We start from the raw sequence: 14,668 nt of genomic DNA, 5'->3' as shown, positions 1-14,668 counted from the left end.
ATGGGCTTATTGCGGAATTCTAGGGTATATTTAGGGATATGAAACCTACATTTGAAACTAGATTTGCTATTGGTCCAAATGAATCAAAGCAGATGGACACGGAAAACCTAAGAAAGACTTTCCTAATCGATGGGCTATTCAAGGATGATGCGATTCATTTTGTGTATACGCATTACGATCGGTATATGGCTGGAAGCGCGAAACCTGTGAACGAGAGTCTGGAATTGGAGACCATAGATGAACTTCTCAAGGAACCGTATTTTTTGAGTCGTCGCGAATTGGGAATTATCAATATTGGCGGACAGGGGACTGTGCAGGTGGATGGGGAATCCTATGCACTGGATTTCAAAGAGGCCTTGTATGTGGGTAAAGGAGCAAAGAAAGTGATCTTTAGCTCAGCCGAGCCGAAAGCTCCTGCAAAGTTTTACCTCAACTCTACGCCAGCACATCACAGCTATCCGACCAAGAAGATTGCTAAGGCTGATGCCAATAAATTGGAATTAGGGGCAGTTGAGACTTCAAACGTACGGACAATAAACCAAATGTTACTGCACACCACCGTAGAGACCTGTCAATTGCAGATGGGACTTACCGAGCTTGCTGTTGGATCGGTATGGAATACGATGCCGGCGCATACGCATGATCGCCGGATGGAAGTTTATCTTTATTTTGAACTGCCTGAAGGGCAGGCGGTATCCCATTTCATGGGGCCTCGTGAGGAAACACGCCACATTTGGATGCATAATGAACAGGCGGTCATCTCGCCACCATGGTCTATCCATTCAGGGGCAGGTACTTCCAATTATTCCTTTATTTGGGGGATGGCCGGTGAAAATATGGATTATAACGATATGGATTCATTTAAAGTGACCGAAATACGATAATTTGCGTATGAAAGCTCTATTGATCCCTGCGATGCTGTGCATGGCAACAGTAACATTGGCACAGGGTACATTTTCGGTTAAAAATGAAACCGCACTTCCACGTAAGGAGGTGATAAGCATTCCGTATGCCCAATTTCAACATGAATTTGGCCTTGATACGAATTTTGTGGTAAAGGATCATGCAGGTAACCTAATTGTCCATCAGGTGGAATATCGAGGCGAAAACCAAGCGCAGAACATTCTGATTCTGGTAGAAGTCGCAGATCGGTCGTCGTCGGAATACAAGGTGGAGGCCGGCAAGCCGTTGCATACCCCATCAAAGACGTATGCTCGATATGTTCCGGAGCGTTATGATGATTTTGCCTGGGAGAACGATAAGGTTGGGTTCCGTATGTACGGGAAAGCGTTGGAAGGAAGAGCAGACGATGCTCAGGGGATGGATTATTGGGCAAAACGTACCGATAAGCTGGTGATCAATAGCTGGTACAAAAGTGAAGATTACCACCGCGATCATGGTGAAGGATTGGATTACTACAGTGTAGGTAATACTTTAGGGGCCGGTGATTTAGCAATTTTTGAAAAAGATAAATTACAGTATACCAAACATTACCGAAATTATCAGATTCTGGACAATGGACCGTTGCGAACAACCTTTGTGCTCAACTATGATCCTCAGGATTTTGACGGTCAAACCATTGCTTTGAAGAAAACCATTCAATTGGATGCAGGTTCACATTTCAATAAAATATCGGTACAGCTTGATAATTCGGAAAAGAAAGTAACGCGTATTGTTCTTGGAATTGCCAAAAGAAAGGAACAGCAACCGAATTATGGCTGGAACCCTGAAAAAAGGACGCTCAGTTATTGGGAGCCAAATGTGCAGGAGAATGGGCATACGGGAATTGCATTGATTCTGCCAAAAGGGAAGCATAAACTTCACGCAAATGATGAAGCGCAGTTCCTAGTCGAAACGGATATCAGGAACGGTAAGCCGTTTGTGTACTACAATGGTGCAGCTTGGGATCGGGAGGGAACCGTAGCCAATGCAGAACAATGGAAAACCTTTGTTCGTGATGAATCCATAAAATTAGAAAAGCCATTACACGTTAAATTTAATTAAGATGTCTACTATACAATCATTTGACCTAACAGGTAAGGTGGCCTTGGTAACAGGCTGTAAAAGAGGAATTGGTAAAGCCATTGCGGAAGGTCTTGCTGAGGCAGGTGCTGATATTATCGGCGTTTCGCATTCCCTGGAACTTTCGGGGTCTGCGGTAGAAAAAAGCATTACAGCGCTGGGTAGATCGTTCAAAGCATACCAATGTGATTTTTCAGACAGGGATGCGCTCTATTCGTTTATTGATACCTTGACACGTGAGCATCCTGTCATTGATATTCTTTTCAATAATGCGGGGAATATCCTGCGTAAACCTGCCGCCGAGCATCCTGATGCCTATTGGGACGAGATCATCGAGGTCAATCAAAATGCGCAATTTATCCTCAGCCGAGAGCTGGGAAAAAGGATGCTGGAGCGCAAGTCGGGAAAAATTATCTTCACGGCATCGCTACTGTCGTTCCAGGGAGGGATAAATGTACCGGGATATGCGGCATCGAAAGGTGCCATCGCTTCCCTGACCAAGGCTTTGGCGAACGAATGGGGATCTCAGGGCGTAAATGTCAATGCTATTGCGCCAGGCTATATCTCAACCGATAATACGGAAGCTTTAAGGAATGATCCCGATCGCTCGAAATCAATCCTTGACCGAATTCCTGCTGCCCGTTGGGGTGAGCCGGAGGATTTTAAAGGACCGGCGATATTTCTGGCTTCGAAAGCGTCTGACTATGTACATGGCACCATCCTAACCGTTGATGGCGGTTGGATGGGAAGATAAAACTTCCATCGAGCAGCACGCCGCCGAATCCAAGTGGCGTGTTGCTAACCTAAAAATAAACCCTAAAAACCTTAAAAAATAAAACCAAAAATTAGATGAAAAAGATTCCATTAGTGGTCTGTGGCCTGCTTGCCATGCTCGGGACCTCGGCCTTACAGGCGCAAACGAAACAAAAGTTAAGTTTGGATAAGTCATTTATTGACAATCAATTGAAAGCGTCAGGTGAACAGATACGTGTGCTGGCTGCATTGACACCGGAGGATGCCTTTCCCAAAACCTTTGAAAAAAATCAACCAAAGTTCTCCAATTCCACATGGTGGTGTTCTGGTTTCTATCCAGGCACGTTGCTGTTGCTGTCCGAAGCAAATAAGGATCAGGAGCTGCAGGATCTGGCTGTCGCAAAATTAAAGCACCTCGAAAAGGAACAGTATAACAAAGGAACGCATGATCTTGGCTTTATGCTCTTCTGTAGTTTCGGAAATGCATTGCGCCTGACAGGGGATTCGGCCAAATATGAACCCATCCTGGCAACCGGGGCGGAATCATTGGCCAGCCGTTTCAACCCCAAGGTGAATTTGATTAAATCATGGAACCATGGCACCTGGAAATATCCTGTAATCATTGATAACATGATGAACCTCGAGTTTCTCATGCAGATGAGCAAGATTACTGGAAATCCAAAATATAGCGAAATGGCGATTAAGCATGCCGATAAAACCATAAAACACCATTTCCGAAAAGACTACAGTTCGTACCATGTTGTGGATTATAATCCCGAAACGGGGGAAGTAAATGAGAAGAAGACACATCAGGGCGCATTCGATGAGTCTGCATGGGCGCGTGGTCAAGCCTGGGCGTTGTACGGCTATACCATGATGTACCGCGAAACCAAGAAGAAAGAATACTTGAACCAAGCAAGAAACATAGCGAAGTATATCTTGAAAAGCCCTAATCTGCCCGAGGATTTGGTTCCATATTGGGATTTCGATAAAGACAAGATTCCGACAGATGATAAGATGTATGCAAATAAAGATTTACGGGATGTTTCAGCAGGTGCGCTATATGCTTCGGCATTATTGGAATTATCATTATATACCAAAGGAAATGAATCTGCTGAATACCTGAAGAAGGCAGAGACGTTATTGAAGAATCTATCCTCACCGACCTATTTCGCTAAAAAAGGGGAAAACGGAGGGTTCTTATTGCTGCATAGCGTGGGAGCCCTGCCATTAAATTCTGAAGTAGACGTCCCATTAACCTATGCTGATTATTATTATGTGGAGGCCTTGCTGCGGTATCAGCGTATGCTGAATGGTGAAACGGTGATAAAGTAATAATTTGCATTAGGCATTTTAAAAGACTGTGTATTAACATAAAAAGACCCTGACAAAGGGTCTTTTTATGTTATATCTATAGCTTAAACCAAGTTGTTCATTCCGTTTAGATGCTGAATTTTGAACTGGAACATCTCCGCCATTCTATTTCCCTGCCATTTTGCTCGATCAGCAGTTTCTCCGGTATAGAGTGCATCTACAGTTTGGGTGAACAGTTGGATCCACCGGTCAAAATGTTCTTTTTGGATGGGCATTTTTGCATGCGGTGGAAATGGACTTCCATAATATGTGTGTTCTTCCAGCAACACCGTCTGCCAAAAGCGGTACATTTTTTCCAGGTGCTCTGGCCAACGGTCTTGTATAATGCCATCGAAAATAGGACCCAGTAATTGGTCCTTTCGGATAGTATCGTAGAAGGTATCCACCAAAATCTGGATGTCCGCTAAATTTTTGATATCCTCACGTTCCATCTGCTTGTTGTTTATCGAATTAAAATGGTTTCCCCGGACTTAAGACCCATTGCCAAATCATAGATGCTGGTCTGTTCCATCATGTTCTTGAGGTCCGTTCTGATCTGTACAAAGTGGGCATGCATCGGACAGGGGCGGTCGTCATTACATGATTCCAATCCCAATGCACAGCCTACAAAAAGCTTATCGCCATCCACAGATTTTACTACATCGGAAACCGTTGTATTTCTGATTTGGGATTCCGTCATTTCAAAACCTCCGAAAGGACCCTTTATGGAATTCAATAAGTTATCGTTAGCTAACTTACTTAATACTTTAGCTGTAAATGCTTCAGGGGTTCCCGTATGTTGGGCCAGTTCGCCAATCTTGACACGGTGTTTTTCCATGGATTGGGTCGCCACATAAATCAGCGCCTTGATGCCGTGTTCACATGCTTTTGAAATCATAGTCTTTTATCCTGTAATACAAAGATACATCATTTGCGATTAATTTGTCCGAATAGTGGTTGAAAAGTAATGGATATCATTATTAGAGCAGCTAGCTAATTGACGGGAGGATAGGGTGTATAGTTTTCTTCATAGTGATTCCAGATAATATTGGCAATTTTCCGCGTCAGGATTTCTGCTTCATTGGTATTGTCCCAACTTTGATCTTTGTTGTTTTTCGTAAGTAGCGTAAATACGAAATCACCATGTGGGGCATTCACCAGGACAGTCTCTGTGCGGACATCTTCCAAGGATCCTGTTTTGCTGATGCAATTGATCTCAGCTGGAAACTGCGATAGGGACCGGCCGTTGTAAAACTGATTTTTCAGAAAACGGTACATTTTATCCGAATATTGGGGGGAAATCACTTTACCGAGACGAATCTTCTCCAAGAGTTGTGACATCTCCCGGGCCGTGGTCTGTCCCCAGCCATATTTTTTCCAATCTTCTTCACGACCTGCTGTTCTGGAATTCACTTTGGTATATTTCAGGTCCAATGATTCCATGATTGGGTTAATAGCAAGACCGCCTCCAGCGAGTTCCTGGCACCAAATGGAGGTCACATTGTCGCTGTAACTCAACATCAACCCGATAAGTGTTGCCAGGTCGGTCTGCGTACTGTCCTTATAGAACTGCATGATGCCAGAACCTCCATAGGCCCTTGAGTCCCGGTAGGTGAGTTGTTGGTCCAGTCGGAGTTCTCCATTCGCGATTTTTTGGAAAACACCGACCAGGATCGGGATCTTGACCACACTTGCCGTTGGGTACAATTCATCAGCATTGATGGCGACCTCTTTATGCTGCTTCAGATGCTTGCTGTAGAAAGCGAACTCTCCCTGAAACTCCGCAATCGCTGCATGAATTTTCTTTTCTAAGGCTTTGTCCGTTCGCTGAGCATGCAGATTTCCTATTTGGAGCAGCAATAAAAATAAAAATGCAACTGAATTTTTCATAGATAAGGTTTAAATTTAAAATGTATTCGAATTTACGGATTACATGATGAAGAACCACGAATGAACTACTTATTTATGCTGGTTATCGGCGGAAAACTGGATGGTCGCTTTACCGAACAGCACGATGTGTTTTTTGGGATTGCAGCAGAACTAAAAGAATTGGTGCCGGCCCTGCATGCCTTTTGGCCTGCACTTGAAGGGAAGATGCATATTGATTCCTGGCGGAAGGTGACCAAGGTTGATGGGTTTCGCATTCAGGTGGTAGAACGTGGTGCGGAGGATAATACACCTGAAGAGAGATTATATTTTGTTAATCTTGGAGGTTACAAGCCCGAAGATATGGAGGAGTACCATTACAAACAGCTGGTGGTGGCGTCAAATTTGGCTGAAGCCACGAAACAGGCTAAAGAATCGGTGTGGTGGAAGCACCATACATCTTCGCATATCGATGATAAATATGGTATAGACGTGGATGATATCTATGAAATCACGGATATGCTTCCACAGGCCTTCAAGGAAAAGTACAGTTTGCAGTTGCAACCTGATGCTGAATTACCTGAAGACCGGTTGGAAGTGGGCTATTTAAAAATCAGTAAACTATTGGCGCAGTAGTTCAAATACAGCCTAATAACCAGCTGTAAACCGCTGCTTTATAAATTTATTGTTTTCCAGTTCATCAACGATGGCAACGGCCAGATCCTGAACGGATAATCTGGAATGTCCCTCGTGGTCAACAACAGGATGATCCATGCCGGTTCTGTATTTGCCGGTTCTTTTTCCCTTGGTGTCCTTGTTCATTTCGATGGCTGGGCTGAAGAAGGTCCAATCCAATTCATTTTCACGCTGCAGGACTTCATAGAAATCAGCTGCTGCCAATGCTCCAGGTTTAAATGCTTTTGGAAAGTCCTTTCCATCCACAATCCTGGTGCCCTCATCCGTCAAAAGACTTCCGGCTCCACCGATAACGATCAACCGCTTGACACCGGACTCTTCAACTTCGGTCAGGATATGGCGATAACCCGACAGGAAATCGTCATATAGATTCGGGTTATCCCAACCGGCATTGAATGCGGAGATCACTGCGTCATTGCCTTTGAGGATAGAACTCAATTGGTCAGCCTCATTCACATTCAACTGGATGGCAATAACACCTGCTTTGTCCTTTAAGGACTCGACATCACGTGCTATAGCCGTTACTTCAATATTTCTATGGATCAATTCTTCCAAAATATGGGAGCCAACAAAACCCGTGGCACCTATTAATGCTACCTTCATTTTATAAAATTTATGATAAAAAAAACAGGTGGTCCTTGTTGTAAACAACTTGGGACGACCTGTTTTCTTAACAAACTATTGCTGGAATAGTTTAGGAATACGATTTAATTTTTAAGTGATTCTTGCTTGTTCTTTTTGAACTTTGCGTAAGCATCCATGATGTAAGCGGTCATATCTTCCGGAGAAGCCTGTCTTACGAATTCATAAGTCGGGCGATATCCATCTTTAAAGAGCAGCAATTCCTGTTTTTCCATTGGAATGAGACTCAGGATACGATCATCCGTGAAAACACGGTCCACATTTCGCTTTTCCCGCTCCAGTTGCAGGATCTCAATAGACCGGCGCGCTTGCTTGGCTTCCTTGCCGAAAAGACGGGAAGGGGAGATCCGCAATCCTCCGCGGGTACTACTCGTTTCGACGGCTTTACTGTTGTTTTCGGCACGTTCGATTTCCTGTGTCAATCGGCTATCGGTCATCTTGGTGATCACGATTTCATCAATCGTGAGGACAGATTTGTCATTGACGAGGTAGATGCGATTGACACCCTCCTGATAGATGAAAGCCGTATCACGGTCATAACCCTGAACCATCAGGCTCAGGTGGTCATTCAGTTTACCAGGAATGCTAAAGTTTCCCTGTAGGTCCGTCTTGGTAACATCTTTGGTCCTTAAGTTTTTAATCTCAACCTCGCCCAGCTTTTTGCTGGTTTCCAAGTCATAGACAATACCCTTGATCTCTTGCGCAAATGAAGCTGCCATATTGCAGCAAAGCAATACCACAACGATACATATTCCTTTAATTTTTTCCATTTTTATTTTGCTTTCCACACATTGTTATCCGGGTTGGTATCCGGGTAAACCTCGTCTGGATCGATTGTTATACTTTTAATCTTCTCGTCTGTTTTCATGACGAAGCGCCATGAATTATTCCGCTCCCAAACCTCTACCGGTAATTTATGGCGTACTTTCTTTCCACTTTCCAAAGTCGCTTCCAATACCACCGGCATGGCCATTTTCTGAAGGTTCTGTACGGTGATTACTGCTCCTTTTTTAGGGTCCAATTCCACGTAGCTCACATCTGAGATTGCCTGATCCAATTGCCAGTTGTTCACGAACCATCCACGCCAGAACCAATTCAGGTTCTCTCCGGTTTCATTTTCGATCGTTCTGAAGAAATCTTCAGGAGTCGGGTGCTTATATGCCCAATATTCGATGTATTTCTTGAATGCAGCATCAAAACGTTCCGCACCGATAACCTCATCGCGAAGGATGCGTAATGCATATCCTGGCTTGTAATACGCTAATAAGCCAATGTTACGCTCTTTCATCCCTTGAGGTGAAACCATGATCGGTTCCAAGTTCGGGTGCATCAAGGCTTTTGCCGCAAAATTCATGCTACCCATTTTCCGGTGGTATTCGCCTTTGTTGAACACTTCTGTCGATAGTTCGTTGATGAAGGTGTTGAATCCTTCGTCCATCCATGCATAAAGGCGTTCATTTGAGCCTACGATCATTGGAAACCAGATGTGTCCAAATTCATGATCCGTAACGCCCCAAAGGCTACCAGCTTTGGCCTTACTGCCACAGAAAACAATGGCAGGGTATTCCATACCACCTACGTTGCTAGCCACATTGACTGCGACAGGGTAAGGGTATTCCATCCATTTCTTCGAATAGTATTCAATGGAGGCCTTGGTGTATTCCGTCGAACGCTCCCAGGCATTGCCACCATTGCTTTCCTTCGGATAAGCAGAAAGTGCCAATGATTTCTTTCCACTAGGAAGGTTGATCTGCGCGCCATCGATGATAAACGCTTTAGAAGAAGCCCATGCGACATCACGTGCATTTTCCAAACGGTATTTCCAGGTCAGCGTTCCTTTATTCGGTCTCGAATTGGGATTGGTCACCTCCTCCTGTGAACGGATAAGGACAGTTTCATCGCTGGATTTCGCTTTATTGTACCGGTCCAGTTGTTCTTTGGTCCAGACGTCCTGCGGGTTCAGGAGCTCGCCGCCCATGACCACGATGTGGTTTGCAGGTGCTGTTATCTCTACATTGAAATCGCCATATTCCATATAGAACTCACCCGGTCCGGTGTAAGGAAGGGCATTCCATCCGGTGATATCATCGTATACCGATACTTTTGGATACCATTGTGCAATTGCATAGATGTCGCCGTTCTCCGTCGGTAAAATACCGGTGCGGTCAGCGCCGTATTCCGGAACGGTGTACGCGAAATCCATCGTGATTTCCGTTTTACCACCTTTCGGTGCCAATGGCGTAGGTAAATCGATACGCATACGCGTGTCGTTAATGCTGTACTTGACATCCTTTTTGCCACCACCAGTCACATTGGTTATGGCATAACCACCATTAAAGTCCGTGGCTGAATCGCCATATCGGCTGTTTGTCATCGGGACAACCGCTTGACCGATGGAACTTTGGTTGAATAAGTTCTGCTCCAACTGAAGCCATATAAAATCCAATTGATCAGGACTGTTATTGGTGTACATGATTTTCACAGTACCCTTAACTTGGCGGGTTTTATCATCCAAGCTGACCTTAATATCGTAGCTCGCTGCATTCTGCCAATATTCATGGCCGGGTTTTCCAGAAGCTGACCGATACACATTGCCATTCGTATTGTAAAAACCAGGTCTGAAGGCCTCTTTGTAATCATATACACTTTCCGATTTGGTCTGTGCAAAAGAGGTCTCTTGGAACCCGGCAGACAATAGGCAGAGGGCTAAAGAAAGCTTTACTATAGATCTATTCATATGTTGTTATAATTTGGTTTTATATTCTTCCGCATCGAAACCCACAAGGATTCCTTTGGGCGACTCGATCACCGGTCTTTTGATCATGCTGTTGTTGTTCAACAAAGCAGCATTGGCGGACTCCGCATCTGTAATCGCTGTTTGTTCTTCAGGGGTGAGTTTTCTCCAGGTCGTTCCTTTTTTATTTAGAAGCTGCTCCCACGAGACTTCTTTTTCCCATTCTTGAAGCTTTTCAAGAGTAGCGGGTTCCTTTTTATAATCGTGAAAGGTAAATTCTTTGTTGTTCTCCGTCAGCCAATCGATGGCTTTTTTTACTGTATTACAGTTTTTTATTCCGTAAACCTGAAGCATTTTAATATGGTTTTTGTGTTGAATATATTCAGCTAAAGATATCAAATATAATTTAATTGTAGCCTGTAGGAAGGGAATAAGGGAAAATTCATGATAGTGTATTTTTTACACTATATTTTATCAATTGATAAAAATAGATTATCTTTATTGATATTATTGAAAAATTAGAAAAAAGACTATGAGCCTAAAAGATTTCAAAGGAGTATTAACAGGAGATCAAGTACAGGAGCTATTTGAGGTAGCGAAAGCGCATAAATTTGCTTTGCCTGCGGTTAACATTATCGGTACGGATTCGATCAATGCCGTAATGGAAACAGCAAAGGCTGTCAATTCGCCAGTTATCATTCAATTATCCAATGGTGGTGCACAATTCTATGCTGGTAAATCGTTGAATAACGATAATTTGCAAGCGTGTATTTTGGGAGCAATTTCCGCAGCGCAGCACGTTCATTTATTGGCAGAGCATTACGGTGTTGCAGTTATCTTGCATACGGATCACGCAGCGAAGAAATTGTTGCCATGGATCGACGGGTTATTGGATGCTGGAGAGAAATTTTTCGCACAGCATGGCAAGCCTTTGTTCTCTTCACATATGCTGGATCTTTCGGAAGAACCTTTGGAAGAAAATATCGCTATTTGTAAGAAATACCTGGAGCGCATGAAACCACTGGGCATGACTATTGAAATCGAATTGGGCGTAACAGGTGGTGAGGAAGATGGCGTTGATAACTCCGATGTAGACAGCTCCAAATTATATACTCAACCAGAAGAGGTAGCCTATGCATTCGAAGAGCTTTCTCAAGTTTCGGATCGTTTCACCGTTGCTGCTGCATTCGGTAATGTGCATGGTGTATACAAACCAGGAAACGTTAAGTTACAGCCTGTAATCTTGCACAACTCCCAAGAATATATCCGCGAGAAATTCAATTTACAAGCTGAGAAACCAGTAAACTTTGTGTTCCATGGTGGTTCAGGTTCTTCTCCAGCGGAAATCGAGGAAGCTATTTCCTACGGTGCGATCAAAATGAACATCGATACAGATATGCAATGGGCATTCTGGGATGGCGTAAGAGCTTATGAAGCGAAGAACCATGATTTCCTTCAGAGCCAGATCGGTAACCCGGAAGGCGAAGACTCACCTAACAAAAAATACTACGATCCACGTGTTTGGTTGCGTAAAGGTGAGGAAGCTTTTGTTACGCGCTTGAAACAAGCTTTCGAAGAATTGAACGCAGTTGATTCCAATAGCAAACTGTAATTAAATAATCGCTTTATTACCATAAAGTGATACCATATTTATATAAGGCCCCTTCATATCAGTAGCATATGGAGGGGCTTTTATGTGGAATGGAACAACCGTAAGGCCAATTTATCCTGAACCGGCACACCATTCGATAGGGTGCACTAGGGCACTCCCCAACGACCCTATTTGTCTGGCAGTAATTATGTGCTGTTTTTTATCATAATTCCGTTAAAACCTGATGGCGGTCATACTTTTTATAGATTATATTCCTTAATATTACCTAAAGTAAATGGAGAACGATGTTTAAGGATCGATTTATCAATTACCTCAAATTTGAAAAGCGTTATTCGGCGCATACGATCATTGCGTATGAGCGGGAGATTCAGGATGTATTGGATTTTATGGAAGCAGAAGGAGTTCCATTTGCTGAAGTGGATTATCGATTTATGCGTTTTTACTTTTCTCAGTTGAAGGAAAGAGGGAAGGAGGCAACTTCTGTAAACCGAGCAATATCTTCCTTAAAGTCATTCTACAAATTTCTGATGCGTGAGGGGTTGGTGGAGCAGAACCCGATGGGTCTGATCAAATCCATGAAGACACCCAAGAAACTTCCTGTTGTCGTAGAAAAGGATAAGCTTGTCAAATTGCTTGACCGGATGCAGGATGAGGGTGAGGGATTTGAGCAGGTGCGCGATTTTATCGTTATGGAATTATTGTTCGGTACGGGCATCCGTCTGTCGGAACTGTTAAAAATAAAGGCTTCAGATATTGATTTATTCAATAAAAAAATACTTATATTCGGAAAAAGGAGCAAGGAGCGTTTTGTTCCCGTACATCAAACTTTGTTGGAGGAGTTACAGCGGTACCAGCGCATAAAAAATGAAGCCGGTCTGGAAAACAAATCTCCTTATTTGATCGTTACCAAAGTAGGAAAGGATGCTTATCCCAAGTTGATCTATCAGATCGTAAAGAAATACTTGGGCATGATTACTTCCCAACAGAAAAAAAGTCCGCATGTACTGCGACACACCTTTGCCACCAGTTTATTGGACAATGGCGCGGACTTAAATGCAATCAAGGAATTATTAGGACATGCTGGGTTGTCTGCGACACAAGTATATACGCATAATTCAGCAGAGCGTTTGAAATCAATTTATAAACAAGCCCATCCAAAGGCTTAAAAAAGGAGGAAAAATGAACATTACAGTGCAATCTATTAAATTTAATGCTGACAGTAAGCTAATCGAGTTCATTAAGAAGAGATCTGAAAAGTTGAATCAGTTTTTAGATAACATCATTGAGGGTGTATGTTATCTTCGATTGGAGAATGTTGATGATGAAGCGAATAAGGTAGTCGAATTGAAATTTAATGTCCCAGGTAACCAATTATTTGCCAAGGCCCAGGCCAAAAGTTTTGAGGAAGCAACAGACATCGCCATAGAATCCATTAGGCGTCAAATAAATAAACATAAAACGAAAACGAGGGGAAACCTCAGCAATCATAAAGAAGTTCTGAATCAAGAAGAAGAATTCTAAAAAAATCAAAAGGCCCATCCAAAAATGGGCCTTTTGATTTTTAGATGTGAGATGTGAGATGTGAGATATGAGACAGTGTGGGGGATACAGGGGTGGAAATAATTATATCTAGATTTTTAGATGTGAGATATGACGTGATAGATATGAGATGTGAGATTTGAGATATGAAACATGTGGAGGATATAGGGGTGGAATTAATTTTTATATCTCAAATCTCAATACTCACATCTCAATACTAATCCTTACACATCTCAATACTCACATCTCACTATTCAACCCCAATTCCCACCCTTGATATCTCAAATCTCAATTCTCACATCTCATTTCTATTTGGATTAATTATGAATAATATTTAGATTTGTTCCAAATTAAAGAATAGGTCATGATTTGTCCATTAGCGAATTTTGAAGAAGTGTTTCAGTCGGAGTCCGGAGCGGTTTATCAATGTAGCCGTAAAAACTGTTATTGGTTGGATTTTATGGGTACAACGACTGCTTTTTCAGTGCGTGATTTTTTTCAGTTCAAGAAGCGTGTGGACGCCATTGACTTGGAAATGATGCTTTCCAATTCTGCCCGTTCCTTTGATTTTGAGATTATTATGCCTTTTCGTACGGAGCATATCTTTATCCTGAATGTAGAAGATATTGTCAGATTACGTGATTTGCTTGCCGGCGCCAAGTTTATGATCGAGCTGAATTCCGAAATCCGTAGCTGCTTGAAGAGGAGCCTTTCCCTTACTTTTTAACTACTTGTAATTATACTGATTCTAAATAGATTAGCGGTTAATACGGCTAATTTAGACTGAATTTGTATTGCAGATTTTTCATTACTTTTCCTAATGTTGACCTTATCTTTGTATTGTTGAAAGTCGATAAAGACTTTTGCAATTACACATTAAGGAAAATATTATGAAAGATCTATTGAAATTAAAGACTTCTATCTCAGAAGATATCGAGACCATATTGAATGCACAGGTTAAAATTGAAGGTCATGCGTCAGCATTGTATTTAGCGATGTCTGCATGGTGTGACGATCAAGGTTTGGATAATGCTGCTGCATTCTTCGCGAAGCAATCCAACGAAGAGCGTGAGCACATGTTGAAGATCTTCAACTACATCTCAGCACGTGGTGGTCGTTCCATCTCTCCAGAGATTACGAATGTACCTGTTGACTTCGAATCCTTCAGAGGTGTTTTCGAACAGACATTGGAGCAAGAAATGTTCGTAACTGAGCAGTTCAACAAAATTGCTGATAAATGTTTCCAAGCGAAAGACTTCGTAACATTCAACTTTATCCAATGGTTCTTGGAAGAACAAGTGGAAGAAGAATATGTGGCGAGACGCATTCTTGAATTGTTCGATGTTATTGGTGAAGAAGGTACAGGACGTTGGGAAATTGACCGTCATTTGGTGAAGGTAACTTTCGACGGCGAATAATACTGCCTTTTTTAAGGAAAAAACGGGTTAAAA

17 protein-coding genes are annotated in these 14,668 nt (G+C 42.7%); 10 read left to right on the top strand and 7 right to left on the bottom strand.

Going from position 1 to position 14,668, the window contains the following annotated elements:
* Positions 1-38 precede the first annotated feature (38 nt).
* The 4 genes from kduI to G6N79_RS13125 all read left to right on the top strand — a co-directional run bounded on the left by kduI (position 39) and on the right by G6N79_RS13125 (position 4,110).
* A complete protein-coding gene (gene kduI / locus G6N79_RS13140) occupies positions 39-884 on the top strand; it encodes a 5-dehydro-4-deoxy-D-glucuronate isomerase (protein ID WP_103905298.1) in 846 nt (281 codons plus the stop codon).
* A 7-nt stretch (positions 885-891) separates the two neighbouring features.
* Positions 892-2,004 (top strand): DUF4861 family protein, encoded by a 1,113-nt coding sequence (locus G6N79_RS13135; protein ID WP_103905299.1) that lies wholly within the window; start codon positions 892-894, stop codon positions 2,002-2,004.
* A gap of 1 nt (position 2,005) precedes the next feature.
* Positions 2,006-2,776 carry an SDR family oxidoreductase gene (locus G6N79_RS13130; RefSeq protein WP_103905300.1) on the top strand — a complete coding sequence of 257 codons (771 nt, stop codon included), beginning with the start codon at positions 2,006-2,008 and terminating at the stop codon, positions 2,774-2,776.
* A gap of 95 nt (positions 2,777-2,871) precedes the next feature.
* Positions 2,872-4,110: a glycoside hydrolase family 88 protein gene (locus G6N79_RS13125; RefSeq protein WP_103905301.1), complete on the top strand. Its 1,239-nt coding sequence runs from the start codon at positions 2,872-2,874 to the stop codon at positions 4,108-4,110.
* Positions 4,111-4,193: 83 nt separating this feature from the next.
* Here G6N79_RS13125 and G6N79_RS13120 read toward each other — a convergent pair whose 3' ends face one another.
* The 3 genes from G6N79_RS13120 to G6N79_RS13110 all read right to left on the bottom strand — a co-directional run bounded on the left by G6N79_RS13120 (position 4,194) and on the right by G6N79_RS13110 (position 6,018).
* The gene (locus G6N79_RS13120; protein WP_103905302.1) at positions 4,194-4,580 is read right to left on the bottom strand and encodes a group III truncated hemoglobin; all 387 of its coding nucleotides are present in this window, start codon (positions 4,578-4,580) and stop codon (positions 4,194-4,196) included.
* 11 nt (positions 4,581-4,591) lie between these two features.
* Positions 4,592-5,026, bottom strand: coding sequence for an RrF2 family transcriptional regulator (locus G6N79_RS13115; RefSeq protein ID WP_103905303.1), 435 nt, complete (start codon positions 5,024-5,026; stop codon positions 4,592-4,594).
* A 95-nt stretch (positions 5,027-5,121) separates the two neighbouring features.
* Positions 5,122-6,018 carry a serine hydrolase gene (locus G6N79_RS13110; protein WP_103905304.1) on the bottom strand — a complete coding sequence of 299 codons (897 nt, stop codon included), beginning with the start codon at positions 6,016-6,018 and terminating at the stop codon, positions 5,122-5,124.
* 60 nt (positions 6,019-6,078) lie between these two features.
* Here G6N79_RS13110 and G6N79_RS13105 point away from each other — a divergent pair, with 60 nt between their 5' ends.
* A complete protein-coding gene (locus G6N79_RS13105; RefSeq protein ID WP_103905305.1) occupies positions 6,079-6,630 on the top strand; it encodes a DUF1543 domain-containing protein in 552 nt (183 codons plus the stop codon).
* Positions 6,631-6,642: 12 nt separating this feature from the next.
* Here G6N79_RS13105 and G6N79_RS13100 read toward each other — a convergent pair whose 3' ends face one another.
* The 4 genes from G6N79_RS13100 to G6N79_RS13085 form a co-directional block, all read right to left on the bottom strand.
* The gene (locus G6N79_RS13100) at positions 6,643-7,293 is read right to left on the bottom strand and encodes an NAD(P)-dependent oxidoreductase (RefSeq protein WP_103905306.1); all 651 of its coding nucleotides are present in this window, start codon (positions 7,291-7,293) and stop codon (positions 6,643-6,645) included.
* Between the two features lie 104 nt (positions 7,294-7,397).
* Positions 7,398-8,102, bottom strand: a complete 705-nt coding sequence (locus G6N79_RS13095) for a hypothetical protein (protein ID WP_146060571.1) — start codon at positions 8,100-8,102, stop codon at positions 7,398-7,400.
* Positions 8,103-8,104: 2 nt separating this feature from the next.
* A complete protein-coding gene (locus G6N79_RS13090; RefSeq protein ID WP_103905308.1) occupies positions 8,105-10,069 on the bottom strand; it encodes a M1 family metallopeptidase in 1,965 nt (654 codons plus the stop codon).
* 6 nt (positions 10,070-10,075) lie between these two features.
* Complete coding sequence (locus G6N79_RS13085) at positions 10,076-10,420, bottom strand: Spx/MgsR family RNA polymerase-binding regulatory protein (protein ID WP_103905309.1); 345 nt, start codon at positions 10,418-10,420, stop codon at positions 10,076-10,078.
* Between the two features lie 178 nt (positions 10,421-10,598).
* Between G6N79_RS13085 and fbaA the strand changes: the two genes are divergently transcribed.
* The 5 genes from fbaA (at position 10,599) to G6N79_RS13060 (ending at position 14,635) form a co-directional block, all read left to right on the top strand.
* Entirely contained in the window at positions 10,599-11,678 is a 1,080-nt protein-coding gene (gene fbaA / locus G6N79_RS13080) for a class II fructose-bisphosphate aldolase (protein WP_103905310.1), read from the top strand.
* Between the two features lie 284 nt (positions 11,679-11,962).
* A complete protein-coding gene (locus G6N79_RS13075) occupies positions 11,963-12,844 on the top strand; it encodes a tyrosine-type recombinase/integrase (protein ID WP_103905311.1) in 882 nt (293 codons plus the stop codon).
* 13 nt (positions 12,845-12,857) lie between these two features.
* Positions 12,858-13,199: a ribosome hibernation-promoting factor, HPF/YfiA family gene (gene hpf / locus G6N79_RS13070; RefSeq protein WP_103905312.1), complete on the top strand. Its 342-nt coding sequence runs from the start codon at positions 12,858-12,860 to the stop codon at positions 13,197-13,199.
* Positions 13,200-13,581: 382 nt separating this feature from the next.
* Positions 13,582-13,944 carry a DUF6686 family protein gene (locus tag G6N79_RS13065; RefSeq protein WP_103905313.1) on the top strand — a complete coding sequence of 121 codons (363 nt, stop codon included), beginning with the start codon at positions 13,582-13,584 and terminating at the stop codon, positions 13,942-13,944.
* Between the two features lie 163 nt (positions 13,945-14,107).
* Positions 14,108-14,635: a ferritin gene (locus G6N79_RS13060; protein WP_103905314.1), complete on the top strand. Its 528-nt coding sequence runs from the start codon at positions 14,108-14,110 to the stop codon at positions 14,633-14,635.
* Positions 14,636-14,668 lie beyond the last annotated feature (33 nt).

It is taken from the genome of Sphingobacterium lactis, from assembly GCF_011046555.1.
Taxonomy (GTDB): domain Bacteria; phylum Bacteroidota; class Bacteroidia; order Sphingobacteriales; family Sphingobacteriaceae; genus Sphingobacterium; species Sphingobacterium lactis.
Note: the sequence above shows the minus strand (reverse complement) of the source record. Positions and strands in the feature narration are given on the sequence as shown.